The organism is Burkholderia sp. MSMB2157WGS (assembly GCF_001532755.1).
In the GTDB taxonomy this organism is placed as follows: Bacteria; Pseudomonadota; Gammaproteobacteria; order Burkholderiales; family Burkholderiaceae; genus Burkholderia.
Genome location: NZ_LPJG01000021.1, coordinates 278,612 through 290,518, shown reverse-complemented (window position 1 = coordinate 290,518; position 11,907 = coordinate 278,612). Strand labels below are relative to the sequence as shown.

General features: G+C 67.6%; 13 protein-coding genes. 10 read left to right on the top strand and 3 right to left on the bottom strand.

Translation table 11 applies throughout. From position 1 onward, the window contains the following. Nucleotides 1-12: 12 nt before the first annotated feature. On the top strand, nt 13-945 hold the full coding sequence (locus tag WT53_RS14705) for a DMT family transporter (protein ID WP_059832157.1): 933 nt from the start codon (nt 13-15) through the stop codon (nt 943-945). Between the two features lie 194 nt (nt 946-1,139). Continuing rightward, a complete protein-coding gene (locus tag WT53_RS14700; protein ID WP_034204472.1) occupies nt 1,140-1,688 on the top strand; it encodes a hypothetical protein in 549 nt (182 codons plus the stop codon). A gap of 94 nt (nt 1,689-1,782) precedes the next feature. Here WT53_RS14700 and WT53_RS14695 read toward each other — a convergent pair whose 3' ends face one another. Beyond that, nucleotides 1,783-1,917: an entericidin A/B family lipoprotein gene (locus tag WT53_RS14695; RefSeq protein WP_034204471.1), complete on the bottom strand. Its 135-nt coding sequence runs from the start codon at nt 1,915-1,917 to the stop codon at nt 1,783-1,785. Between the two features lie 202 nt (nt 1,918-2,119). Here WT53_RS14695 and WT53_RS14690 point away from each other — a divergent pair, with 202 nt between their 5' ends. The 8 genes from WT53_RS14690 to WT53_RS33860 all read left to right on the top strand — a co-directional run bounded on the left by WT53_RS14690 (nt 2,120) and on the right by WT53_RS33860 (nt 9,538). Then, nucleotides 2,120-3,415 carry an aspartate carbamoyltransferase gene (locus WT53_RS14690; protein WP_059780605.1) on the top strand — a complete coding sequence of 432 codons (1,296 nt, stop codon included), beginning with the start codon at nt 2,120-2,122 and terminating at the stop codon, nt 3,413-3,415. 411 nt (nt 3,416-3,826) lie between these two features. Beyond that, complete coding sequence (locus tag WT53_RS14685; RefSeq protein ID WP_060260344.1) at nt 3,827-6,070, top strand: TonB-dependent siderophore receptor; 2,244 nt, start codon at nt 3,827-3,829, stop codon at nt 6,068-6,070. A 3-nt stretch (nt 6,071-6,073) separates the two neighbouring features. Next, nucleotides 6,074-6,829 carry a tetratricopeptide repeat protein gene (locus tag WT53_RS14680; protein ID WP_060260342.1) on the top strand — a complete coding sequence of 252 codons (756 nt, stop codon included), beginning with the start codon at nt 6,074-6,076 and terminating at the stop codon, nt 6,827-6,829. After that, on the top strand, nt 6,826-7,509 hold the full coding sequence (locus tag WT53_RS14675; RefSeq protein ID WP_060260339.1) for a Fe2+-dependent dioxygenase: 684 nt from the start codon (nt 6,826-6,828) through the stop codon (nt 7,507-7,509). The genes WT53_RS14680 and WT53_RS14675 overlap by 4 nt, the downstream gene beginning before the upstream one ends. An 83-nt stretch (nt 7,510-7,592) precedes the next feature. After that, the gene (locus WT53_RS14670; RefSeq protein ID WP_034204466.1) at nt 7,593-7,832 is read left to right on the top strand and encodes a type II toxin-antitoxin system Phd/YefM family antitoxin; all 240 of its coding nucleotides are present in this window, start codon (nt 7,593-7,595) and stop codon (nt 7,830-7,832) included. Beyond that, nucleotides 7,829-8,224: a type II toxin-antitoxin system VapC family toxin gene (locus tag WT53_RS14665; protein WP_034206140.1), complete on the top strand. Its 396-nt coding sequence runs from the start codon at nt 7,829-7,831 to the stop codon at nt 8,222-8,224. Before WT53_RS14670 ends, WT53_RS14665 begins: the two co-directional genes overlap by 4 nt. 416 nt (nt 8,225-8,640) lie before the next feature. Continuing rightward, entirely contained in the window at nt 8,641-9,225 is a 585-nt protein-coding gene (locus tag WT53_RS14655) for an NTP transferase domain-containing protein (RefSeq protein WP_059823150.1), read from the top strand. 172 nt (nt 9,226-9,397) lie between these two features. Continuing rightward, on the top strand, nt 9,398-9,538 hold the full coding sequence (locus tag WT53_RS33860; RefSeq protein WP_012339712.1) for a hypothetical protein: 141 nt from the start codon (nt 9,398-9,400) through the stop codon (nt 9,536-9,538). Between the two features lie 57 nt (nt 9,539-9,595). Here WT53_RS33860 and WT53_RS14645 read toward each other — a convergent pair whose 3' ends face one another. Together WT53_RS14645 and WT53_RS14640 are read right to left on the bottom strand one after the other, a co-directional pair. Continuing rightward, nucleotides 9,596-10,354 (bottom strand): SDR family oxidoreductase, encoded by a 759-nt coding sequence (locus WT53_RS14645; RefSeq protein ID WP_059823152.1) that lies wholly within the window; start codon nt 10,352-10,354, stop codon nt 9,596-9,598. Beyond that, entirely contained in the window at nt 10,351-11,898 is a 1,548-nt protein-coding gene (locus WT53_RS14640; RefSeq protein WP_060260404.1) for an FGGY-family carbohydrate kinase, read from the bottom strand. Before WT53_RS14640 ends, WT53_RS14645 begins: the two co-directional genes overlap by 4 nt. Nucleotides 11,899-11,907 lie beyond the last annotated feature (9 nt).

Here is an 11,907-nt window from a genome sequence, read left to right as displayed (position 1 = left end):
ACGATGCGGCACATGAAGACACGACTGATCGGCTATCTCTATCTCGCCGCCGCGATGGCAGGCGTCGGCAGCACCGTCATCGCGAGCCGTCTCGCGGCCGGCGGCCTGCCGCCGTTCGCGGCCACCGCGCTGCGCTTCCTGATCGCGACCCCGCTGCTGCTCGCGCTGATGCACGCGCAGCGCATGCGCTGGCCGCGCATTTGCGCACGCGACGCCGTGCTGCTCGTGATCCAGGCCGCGGCGGGCGGCGTCGGCTATACGGTGCTGCTGATCAGCGGCACGAAGCTGTCGTCGCCGCTCGATGCGGGCGTGATGCTCGGCACGCTGCCGGCGATGTCGACGCTGATCGCGGCCGTCGTGCTGCGCGAGCGGCAGACGCCGCGCGACTGGCTGGCCGCCGCGCTCGCCACGGCCGGCGTGCTGTTCGTCACGTTCGCGCCGGGCCACGCGATGCCGTCGCTCCAGACGCTTGCCGGCGATGCGCTGGTGCTGGCGGCCGTCGCATGCGAAGCGGTCTTCATCCTGCTCAACCGGCGGCTCGCCGCGCCGTTGCCGCCGCTCGCGCTTTCCACCGCGATGTCGGGCCTCGGCTTCGTGCTCGCACTCGTGCCGGCCGCGTTCGAATGGCATGCGCTGGCGAGCGGCTGGACCGTCGGCGCGGTGTCGGCGATCGCGTACTACGCGTTGATTCCGACCGTGCTCGGCTATCTGTGCTGGTATGCGGGTTCGGCGCGCACGAGCGGCACCGAGGCGGCCCTCTTCACGGCGGTCGCGCCGGTTTCGGCCGTGCTGTTCGCGGTCGTCCTGTTCGGCGAAACGCTGACCGGCACGCGTGTCGCGGGCATCGCGCTCGTCGTCGCCGGCATGCTCGTCGGCGCGACGCGACGGCGCGAGCGGCCCGTCGAATCACGCACGACGCTCGCCGCGCGGACCGCCACCGACTGACTCGCGTTCATCGCGCCCGCGGAAACGGCGGCGGCCCTCCCGTCGCGTCGCCGGTCGATCCCGCCTTCGCGCGACACGGCCGGCGCCTGTAGGAATGTGTCCGCGCACCGCAAAACCGTTGCGCGCGACTGCGCAAGATGCAATATTCGCGTGGCCGGGCCCTTTGACAACCATCGAACGACAATCCCCACGCAATGAACAGGAAGGAAGCCAAAACAAGAATCGCGGTGCTGCTATCCGCGGGAACGAGGAAGGCCGACGCGCTGGCCGAACTGTCCGGACAGGGGCTCAAGGATCGCGTGCTCGCGCAGTTGATCGCGTCGCGCCCGGATCCCGAACGCTGCCGCAAGAACAAGGTGCACATCCGGATCCTGATCGGCCTCGGCGTCGCCCAGTTGGTCATCAGCCTGATGCTTGCGTACTACTTCTTCGCGTCCGGCGCCGGCGGCGTCCTCGTCACCGTCTTCCTTGCGTTGACCGTCCCGCTGTCGCTGCTGTTCATCTGGGGCTTCGCGACCCATCGTGTCGGTGCGTATCACGCGTTCATCCTGCTGTCGCTGCTGCAGATGCCGAAGACCGTCGCCGATCTCGGGCGCGATCCGTCGTCCGCGCTGCCGAGCCTCGCGATCACGGCCGTGCTCGTCGGTTACGTGTGGTTCGTCCGCAACCGGTTGTTCCCCGACTACGGCTGGTTCACGCCGCGCAAGGTCGAAGGCCGCTACGCGTTCGTGGAACGCGCCTGACGCCACCGACGTCGCGTCGGGCGCAAAAAAGGCGCCGGGCCTTCCCGCAATCGCGGAAAGACCCGGCGCCTTCTGCATTCCGGAACCGATCGGCTTACTTCGCCTTTTCGGCCGAATCGCTGATCGCCTGGCCACCCTTCGAAATATCCTGGCCCATGCCTGCGACCGTGTTGCAACCGGCGAGCGCGGCGGTCACCACCAGCAGCATTGCAGCAATCGTACGCGTCATTCTCATTCTCCTTCGAATTAACAAGCCCGACCGGGCGAATCGTTTGTGGCGTGGCGCCCGGCACGCTGCCGGACACGGGGCCTGACCTGATTATAAGGAGGCGCGCGCCAGTACGGCCCCGCGCGCTCGCAGATTTTTCTTGACTTCATCGCGCCACCCACTAATATACGCATCGCGTATATTTTCCGCCCAGGAGCCGCCGATGACCGTCCCCCAGCAAGCCTTCCTCCGCGACGCGATGCGCCGCCTCAACATGACCCGCGAGGCATTCGCGAATCGCATCGGCGTCAGCCGACGCGCGCTGGATACCTGGCTGCTTCCGGACGATTCGCAGGAATCGCGCGGCATGCCGGAGATCGTCGAGCGCTTCGTGTCGGAAATCGTCGAACGCTCGGCGCCGGACGGCGAAAACTATACGCAAAGCGTAGACAAACAAGGGCTCGCGAAGCAATTCCTGTTCGAAGGCAAGCCGCAATTGATCTCGGTCGACCAGTTCTCGCGGGATTCGGTCGAGGCGCTGTTCCGCGTGGCCGACGTCATGCAGCCGATCGCGCGACGCCACAAGATTTCGCGGGTGCTCGAAGGCGCCGTGCTCGGCAACCTGTTCTTCGAAGCCAGCACGCGCACGCGCGTGTCGTTCGGCGCGGCCTTCTGCCGGCTCGGCGGCTCGGTGTGCGACACGACGGGCTTCACGTTCTCGTCGATGGCCAAGGGCGAATCGATCTACGACACAAGCCGCGTGATGGCCGGCTACGTCGACGCGCTCGTGATCCGCCATCCGGAAAAAGGCTCGGTGGCCGAATTCGCACGCGCGACCAACCTGCCGGTGATCAACGGCGGCGACGGCCCCGGCGAGCACCCGAGCCAGGCGCTGCTCGACCTCTATACGATCCAGCGCGAGTTTTCGCGGCTCGGCAAGATCGTCGACGGCGCGCACATCGCGCTGGTCGGCGACCTGAAGTACGGCCGCACCGTGCACTCGCTGGTCAAGCTGCTCGCGCTGTACCGCGGGCTGAAGTTCACGCTCGTGTCGCCGCCGACGCTCGAGATGCCGGCGTACATCGTCGACCAGATCGCGACGAATGGCCATGTGGTCGAGCAGACGAACGACCTCGCGGCCGGGCTGCGCGGAGCGGACGTCGTCTACGCGACGCGGATCCAGAAGGAGCGCTTCACCGACGAGTCGTTCGAAGGCTACACGCCGGATTTCCAGATCAACCAGGCGCTCGTCGACTCGGTGTGCAAGCCCGACACGCTGATCATGCATCCGTTGCCGCGCGACAGCCGGCCCGGCGCGAACGACCTGTCGGTCGACCTGAACCGCGACCCGCGTCTCGCGATCTTCCGGCAGACCGACAACGGCATTCCGGTGCGGATGGCGATTTTCGCGGTATTGCTCGGCGTCGAGAACCTCGTCCAGCATTCGATGCGCGACGCGACGTGGCGCCCGCCGGCGTACCTCGGGCCGGAGGATGCGGTGTTTCACGGCATCGACTGACGCCGCACCGGCGTGTCGCGCCCGCCTGCCATTGGCTGGCGCAGCGGGCACGCTCGCTCGGTTCGAAACGCGCCGCATTGCACGGCGCGTTTTTCGTTTCGGCGCGGTTGATGGCGGCCGGCAACCGGAAGTTTCCGCGCCCGCCAATCGATCGCTCGAAGCCCCATCGTCTCGACTAGCGCGTGGCCGCGATCAAGCCGTTCGCCCCGGCCGATCAGCCAATTCCGCCGACCAGCCGCCGCCACCCCTCCGCAACATTCGTCAACGATTCCCTTACAAACGATAACAAGAACGCTTCTCATTCAACCAAAAATTACATAGAATGCCGCCTGAAAACAAATCGTAATAATTCCCGGCGGCATGCACATTTCCGCAGCGTCCCGGGGCCACACCGCGAGGTCGAAGCGCACCATGAAGTCCCGTCCCGACGAGCTGAAGCTCGGTAAATTCACCACCCTGTGCAGCGTGCTCGCCGCGAGCCCCGCGTTCGCCGACGGCACGCCGCCCGCGGCGCCCGCCAGCACCGAAGGCCACCTCGCGCCGATCGAGATCCAGGGCAAGACCGAGCACAGCTACAAGGCCGACTTTTCCGCTTCCGCGAAATTCACCGCGCCGCTCGTCGACACGCCGAAATCCGTCACCGTGATCCCGCAGGAACTGATCCAGAGCAGCGGCGCGGCAACGCTGACCGAAGCGCTGCGCACGGTGCCCGGCATCACGTTCGGCGCCGGCGAAGGCGGCAATCCGCTCGGCGACCGTCCGTTCATCCGCGGCTACGACACGCAGGGCAGCATGTTCGTCGACGGCATGCGCGACACGGGCGCCACCACGCGCGAGGTCTTCAACACCGAGCGCGTCGAGATCACCAAGGGCTCCGATGGCGCGTACGGCGGCCGCGGCGGCGCCGGCGGCAGCATCAACCTGATCACGAAGGCCCCGCATCTGGGCACGACGGCCGCCGCGAGCGCGGGCCTCGGCACCGACCGCTATCGCCGCTTCACCGCCGACGGCAACTGGCAGTTCGCCGATCACGCCGCGTTCCGCCTGAACCTGATGAGCCACAACAACGACGTCGCCGGCCGCGATGCCGTCAACAACGAGCGCTGGGGCGTCGCGCCGTCGATCGCGTTCGGCCTCGGCACGCCGACGCGCGTGACCGCGAGCTACTACCACCTGCAGACGGACGACATGCCCGACGGCGGCATCCCGTACTTCTACACGACCTCGAACAAGCCCGCGAACGTCGGCACGATCTATCCGGCGCCCGTCGATCGCCACAACTTCTACGGCCTGATCGACCGCGATTTCCGCAAGACGACGTCGGACATCAGCACGATCAAGATCGAGCACGACATCACGCCGAACCTCACGGTGCGCAACACCACGCGCTACACGGAATCGACGCAGGACTACATCTGGACGCAGCCGGACGACAGCCAGGGCAACGTGGTGAACGGCAAGGTCTGGCGCCGCAACAACAATCGCGACAGCTCGATCAACAGCCTCGCGAACCTGACCGAGCTGTTCGGCGAATTCCGTACGGGCCCGTTCAAGCACAGCTTCACGACCGGTATCGAGCTGTCGCGCGAATGGGGCAAGCGCGATTCGTACACGGTCGCGACCGACAAGGGCACGATCTGCCAGAAAGGCATCGGCGCGCCGTCGGGCTACAACTGCACGAGCCTCTGGTCGCCGAACCCGAACGACCCGTGGGCCGGTTCGATCACGCGCAACAACGACTACGCGCATGCGCGCACGACGACGAAGTCGATCTACGGCTTCGACACGATCGAGCTCACGCCGCGCTGGCAGGTGAACGCCGGCGTACGCGTCGACGACTACTCGACCCGCTTCACCGATACCGCGGCCAACGGCGGCAAGACCTATACGCGCGACGACACGCTGTTCAACTGGCAAGCCGGCCTCGTGTTCAAGCCCGCGCAGAACGGCAGCATCTACGCGTCGTATGCGACGTCGTCGACGCCCGCCGGCATGCTACTCGGCGAAGGCAGCGAAACGCAATCGCTCACGCCGGGCCGCGGCGGCGTCGGGCCCAACGCCGACCAGATGGCGCCCGAGAAGAACCGCAGTATCGAGCTCGGCACGAAGTGGAACGTGCTGAACGACAAGCTGTCGCTGACGGCCGCGCTGTTCCAGATCGATACGACGAACGCGCGCGTGACGCTGCCGAACAATCAGTACGCGATGGTCGGCAACAAGCGCGTGCAGGGTCTCGAGCTCGGCCTCGCCGGCCAGATCACGAAGCAGTGGCAAGTGTTCGGCGGCTATACGTACATGAAGAGCGAACTGCGCGACAACGGCAAGGACGCCGCGAACAACGGCAACCGCTTCCCGAACACGCCGAAGCACAGCCTCACGATGTGGTCGAACTACGACGTCACGCCGAAGTTCACGGTCGGCGGCGGCGCGTTCTACATGTCGGAAGTGTTCGGCGATCCCGCGAACCTGCGCGCCGTGCCGTCGTACTGGCGCTTCGACGCGATGGCGCAGTACCGGATCAACAAGAAGCTCGACCTGCAGCTGAACGTGAACAACCTGTTCAACCGCACCTACTTCGATCAGGCGTATCCGGCGCACTATGCGTCGATCGCCCCGGGCCGCTCGGCGTTCGTCACGCTGAACGCGCGCTACTGATCGATGGAAGCCGTATCGCTGAAGGCGCTCGCGTCGGTATCGCCGCGCGCGTTCGCCGACATCCTGGCCGGGCCGCCCGAGCGCGCCGCCGCGTGGGTCGCGGCGGCGGCCGACCACGGCATCGTCGACGCGCAGGCCGTCTACGGGCAGTACCTGCTCGACGGGCACGGCGTCGCACGCGATCCGGCCGCCGCGCTCAACTGGTTCCGGCACGCGGCGCGGGCCGGCCACCCGATGGCGATGAACATGCTCGGGCGCTGCTACGAGTTCGGCTGGGGCACGGCCGCGTGCGCGCCGGTCGCCGTGTACTGGTACCGGCTCGCCGCGCACGCGGGCCTCGACTGGGGCATGTACAACTACGCGACTGCCCTTGCGCTCGGCAACGGCGTCGACGAGAACCGCACCGACGCGCTCGACTGGTTCCGCCGCGCGGCCGCGCTCGGCCATGCGAAATCGATCAACCTGATCGGCGGCTTCTACGAGGACGGCTGGGTCGTACCCGTCGACACCGACGCCGCGTTCGACCACTATCGCCGCGCCGCCGTTGCCGGCGACTTCCGCGGCCAGTTCAACTATGCGCGGCTGCTCGCGGAGCGCGGGCGCGTCGACGAAGCGCTCGTCTGGCTCGCGCGCGTGCCGGCCACCGCGACACCCGCGTTCGTCGCGAAGATGCGCGCGTATCTCGCACAGTCGCCGGTCGACGCTTTTCGTGCGGCGGCCATGCAACTGGCGCCGCACGCAATGGAGTCCGCAACATGATGCTTCATATCCCCGGCGTACTGACTCCAGCGCAAGTCGCGCAATGCCGCGACCTGCTCGATGCCGCCGAATGGGTCGACGGCAACGCGACGTCCGGCGCGCAGTCGGCACTCGCGAAACGCAACCGGCAATTGCCAGAAGGCTCGCCGGCCGCGCGCGCGGTGGGCGACGCGATCCAGGACGCGCTCGCGCGCCATCCGCTGTTCTTTTCGGCGGCGCTGCCGCTCAAGGTGTTTCCGCCACTGTTCAATCGCTATGAAGGCGGCGAAGCGTTCGGCACGCACGTGGACAACGCGATCCGGCTGCTGCGCGGCACGGATTTCCGCGTGCGCAGCGACCTGTCGGCGACGCTGTTTCTCGAGGAGCCCGAAGCGTACGACGGCGGCGAGCTGTGCGTGGAAGACACGTACGGCGTGCATCGCGCGAAGCTGCCGGCGGGCGATCTCGTGCTGTATCCGGCGTCGAGCCTGCATCACGTGACGCCGGTGACGCGGGGCGAGCGCGTCGCGTCGTTCTTCTGGATTCAGAGCATGGTGCGCGACGATGGCGATCGCACACTGCTGTTTCAGCTCGATACGCAGATTCAGGCGCTTTCCGCCGAAAAAGGGGCGAAGGATCCCGTGGTCATCTCGCTCACCGGGATTTATCACAACCTGTTGAGGAAGTGGGCGGACGCGTAGCGCGAGCCGGTCACGCCCCGGCGCTTGCGCCGCGTCGAAAGGCGGGTCTAAAATGACCATCGTCAAATGACCATGCTCATATCATGATGCCGCACGCTCCCGTATCGAAATCCGAATTCAAGGCTCGCGCACTCGAGTACTTCCGGCTCGTCGAGGCGTCGGGCGAAAGCCTGATCGTCACCGACCACGGCAAACCGACGCTCGAGATCCGGCCGTATCGCTCGCGCGAAACTCAGCCGTTGGACATATTGCGCGGTTCGGTCATGCGCTACGACAATCCTCTCGATCCGATTGCGGAAGATGATTGGGAGGCGTCGCGGTGATCGTGCTGGATACGCATGCATTGGTGTGGTGGGTAGCGGGCGACCCTGCGCTCAGCAGGAAGGCGCGAAGCGCGATCGATCGTGCACGGAGCGAAGGCGCGCTCGCCGCATCCGCCATCTCCGCGTGGGAAATTGCGATGCTGGTTCGCAACGACCGCCTCGCACTGACGATGGATGTCGACGCATGGCTCGCCACCGTCGCGCAGATCGACGGCATGCGCTTCGTGCCGGTCGATGCCGACATCGCCGCGAAATCCACCGACCTGCCCGGCACGTTCCACAAGGATCCGGCCGATCGCATGATCGTCGCGACCGCGCGGCGGCTCGGCGCGCCGCTCGTCACGCGCGACGAAAAAATCCGCGCGTACGCGCACGTCAAGACGCTCTGGTGAGCGTTGCCCGCCCGTGGGTCGAACCGCACCGCACGCTCCGCCGGACTCTGGCATATTGGCGATTCGTCTGACCAAAACGACCGCGGCCGCCCCACTCGATATCGGCGCGTGGCCCGCAACCGTCCTCGCGCCATTGGCCCGCTACCGTGATACCGCTCTCCGATCCCGCCGTCCGGTCGATCGCCCTGCGGGAGTCGCACGAAGGGTTCGTCGATCTCTCGTTCGGCGATCGCCATTGGGCCGTCATGCAGAACGAATCGCATGCAATTTGCGGTCCTGTCGACGAAAGCATGCTCGACGTATCGTCGCGATGACGGTTTTCCCGATCCGACACGCGTGACCCGGTAACATCCTCACTTGCCGATCCCCGCGTGCTCCCGCACAATCGCAGCACCTGCCTCACTCCCCTCGCGCCGATGTCCTATGCGTCACTCGCCACCGGCGTCCTGCTCGCCGGCGGCCTTGGTCAACGCTTCGACCCGAGCGGCCTGCACAGCAAGCTGCTCGCTCGGCTTCCCGACGGCACGCCGGTGGCGGTCGCCGCCGCCCGCCGTCTCGCGGCCGCCACCGCCGACGTGATCGCCGTCGTGCGTCCCGGCGCCGAAGAGCTTGCGATCCTGCTGAACGAAGCCGGCTGCCAGGTCATCTATGCACCCGACGCGTTGCGCGGCATGGGCGCGAGCCTCGCGGCCGGCGTCCGCACCACGCCCGACGCGAGCGGCTGGCTCGTCGCGCTCGGCGACATGCCATGGATCGCGGCGTCCACTTACGAAACGGTCACACGCGCGCTCGAGGCCGACCACGCGTCGATCGTCGCGCCCGCGCATCGCGGCGTGCGCGGCCACCCGGTCGGTTTCGCCGCGCACCATTTCGATGCGCTCGCCGCCCTCGACGGCGACACAGGCGCCCGCGCGCTGCTCGCCAGCGCGCCGGTGACACTGCTCGACGTCGACGACCCCGGCATCCTGCGCGACGTCGATACACCGGCGGATTTGCGCTGACGTCGATTGCGCAGGCCGGCAAGATCCCGACCGAACACCGCCAATGAGCGGATTTCGCCGACGATCGACCGCCCGCCGCAAGAATCCCGCTGCAAACCCGCGCCCGATTGGCTATAACGGAGACGAGGCGCGCCCGCCGCGCCGCCGCCGTCACGCACCGCGCGAGTTCTCCATGAGCGATCACACGACCCCGACGCCCGAGCCACCGGCCGACCCGAACCGGGATCCGGAAGACGATCCGTTCTCGTCGCCGCCCGGTCATCACGACAACCCGCAGCAGCCGGACGGACCGCCGAGCAAGGATCCGGTCTAGCCGCGCGCGGCCGCTCCGCGAACGCGCCTTGCGCCTTGCGCCTTGCGCGACTGCGGTCTAGCGTGCCGTATAGCCGCCGTCGATCGGCAACGATACGCCGCTGATCATCGACGCCGCCTCGCTCAGTAAAAACAGGATCGGCTCGACGACTTCGTCCGGCTCCGCGAACCGGCCGAGCGGGATCGCGGCCAGCATCGGCGCGCGCTTCTCCGGTTCGCTCCATGCGAACTGCGCCATCGGCGTAAGCGTGACGGTGGGGTTCACGCTGTTCACACGAATGCCGTGCGGCCCGAGCTCGATGCACAGCACGCGCGTGATCGCGTCCATCGCCGCCTTCGACGCGCAATAGCTCAGATGCGCGGGCAAGCCGACGAGCGCGGCCTGACTCGACACGTTGACGATGCTGCCCCGTGCGTGCGCCGCGCCGCGTCCGTCGCGCTCGATCATCTTTCGGGCCACGGCCCGTGCGACGAGCGCCGCGCCGCGCGCGTTGACGGCCATCACGCGATCGAAATCCGCGGCTCCGACATCGAGCGCCGGTTCGAGCGACGCGATCCCCGCGCAATTGACGAGACCGTCGAACGCATCGTATGCAGCGAGTGCGGCATCGATCGCGTGTTCGTCGCCGCCGACGTCCATGCGCAACGTCTCGCACGCAATCTCGCCGGCGAGCGTGTCGAGCGCGGCCATGTCGCGCCCGGCCGCGACGACGCGCGCGCCGGCGTGCGCCAGCGCGACCGCGCATGCGCGGCCGATTCCGCTCGATGCGCCCGTGACGAGCACCGTTGACCCGCCGAAATCGAATCGTGTGTTCATGATGGTGTGCCCAGCCTGTGCATGATCGGCTTGAGTGCCGGATACAGCGCCGTGTACAGCGAAAAACGCGCGTCGTACGTTTTCGCGCGGTCGGCATCGGGCCGTGCGCGCTCGACGAGCGTGACCCAGCCGCCTTGCGCGTCGTCGCGCGACACGAGCCCCGCGCCGACCCCCGCGAGCAGCGCAGCGCCCATCGCGGCTTCGACGTCCTGCTCGATCGTCCACACCGGGAAGCCCGTCACGTCCGCGATGATCTGCATCCACAGCGCCGAATGCGCGGCGCCGCCGACGACGATCAACCGATCGTCCAGCGCCACCGCGCCGCGGCGGCCGGCCTCGATGTTGTGGCGCAACGCGAACGCGACGCCTTCGAGCACTGCACGATAAAGATGCGCACGCGTATGCGCGAGACTCAGCCCGACGAACGCGCCGCTCGCCTTCGCATCCCACACCGGGCTGCGCTCGCCCATCAAATACGGCAGGAACAGCACGCCGTCGGCGCCGGCCGGCACACGCTCGGCCGCCTCCTCGAGCAGCGCATGCGGATCGCCGTGCGGCAGCAGGCGCGCCGCATCGATTTCCGCGTGGCAGAACTGGTCGCGAAACCACGCCACCGACGCGCCGGCCGCGATCGCACCGCCGAACACGTACAGGTCGCGCTGCCCGTCGAACACGTGCGGCATGCTGACGAGGCCGTGGCGCGCATCGACATGCCGGTTCACGTAGCCCCAGCACATGCTCGTGCCGATCATCGCGACGTGCTGCCCGGCACGCGTCGCGCCGGCCGCGAAGGTCGCCACCGCCGCGTCGACGCCGCCCGCGACGACGGGCGTGCCGGCCGGCAGCCCGAGTTGCGCGGTCCATTGCGACAGCAGGCCGCCGACGATGTCCGTCGAATCGACCAGCCGTTCGGGCATCATCGTCGCCGGAATGCCGAGCATGTCGAGCGCGTCGTCGGACCACTCGCGGCGCGCGACGTCGTACACGCCGCCGATATTGCCGGCCGAACTGTGGTCGACCGCCACTTCGCCGGTCAGCAGGTAGATCACGTACGCGTTCGGCGGCAGGAAATAGCGCACGTTCGCCCATACGTCCGGCCGCTGGTCGCGCAGCCACAGCATCTTGGTGAACCCGTAGTAGCTGTCGACGCCATTGCCGGTGATCACGCGCAGCCGCTCGACGTTCACGTGCTCGTCGACCCAGTCGACTTGCGCGGTCGCGCGCCGGTCCATCCAGATCAGGCACGGATGCAGCGGCCGCATGTCGATGTCGACCGGGATGCCCGAGCCGCCGTAGAGGCTGCTCACGCACACCACACGGATCGCATCGGCCGGCACGCCGTGTGCGCGCGCGTCGCTCACGCAGCCCGCGATGCAGTCGAGCACCGCGTCGAACCACACCTGCGGCCACTGCTCGGCCCACAGCGGGCGCGGCGTATCGGGCTGGTAACCGGCCGAGCGCCGCGCGACGATCGTGCCGTGCCGGTCGACCAGCAGCGCCTTGGTGCTCTGCGTGCCGATGTCCACGCCTATGACGTATTCCATGATGTCTCC

Coding starts and splice junctions, on each gene's coding strand:
- WT53_RS14640 (WP_060260404.1), bottom strand. CDS start 11,898: ATGGAATACGTCATAGGCGTGGACATCGGCACGCAGAGCACCAAGGCG.
- WT53_RS14655 (WP_059823150.1), top strand. CDS start 8,641: ATGTCCTATGCGTCACTCGCCACCGGCGTCCTGCTCGCCGGCGGCCTT.
- WT53_RS14670 (WP_034204466.1), top strand. CDS start 7,593: ATGATGCCGCACGCTCCCGTATCGAAATCCGAATTCAAGGCTCGCGCA.
- WT53_RS14680 (WP_060260342.1), top strand. CDS start 6,074: ATGGAAGCCGTATCGCTGAAGGCGCTCGCGTCGGTATCGCCGCGCGCG.
- WT53_RS14645 (WP_059823152.1), bottom strand. CDS start 10,354: ATGAACACACGATTCGATTTCGGCGGGTCAACGGTGCTCGTCACGGGC.
- WT53_RS33860 (WP_012339712.1), top strand. CDS start 9,398: ATGAGCGATCACACGACCCCGACGCCCGAGCCACCGGCCGACCCGAAC.
- WT53_RS14690 (WP_059780605.1), top strand. CDS start 2,120: ATGACCGTCCCCCAGCAAGCCTTCCTCCGCGACGCGATGCGCCGCCTC.
- WT53_RS14695 (WP_034204471.1), bottom strand. CDS start 1,917: ATGACGCGTACGATTGCTGCAATGCTGCTGGTGGTGACCGCCGCGCTC.
- WT53_RS14675 (WP_060260339.1), top strand. CDS start 6,826: ATGATGCTTCATATCCCCGGCGTACTGACTCCAGCGCAAGTCGCGCAA.
- WT53_RS14685 (WP_060260344.1), top strand. CDS start 3,827: ATGAAGTCCCGTCCCGACGAGCTGAAGCTCGGTAAATTCACCACCCTG.
- WT53_RS14700 (WP_034204472.1), top strand. CDS start 1,140: ATGAACAGGAAGGAAGCCAAAACAAGAATCGCGGTGCTGCTATCCGCG.
- WT53_RS14705 (WP_059832157.1), top strand. CDS start 13: ATGAAGACACGACTGATCGGCTATCTCTATCTCGCCGCCGCGATGGCA.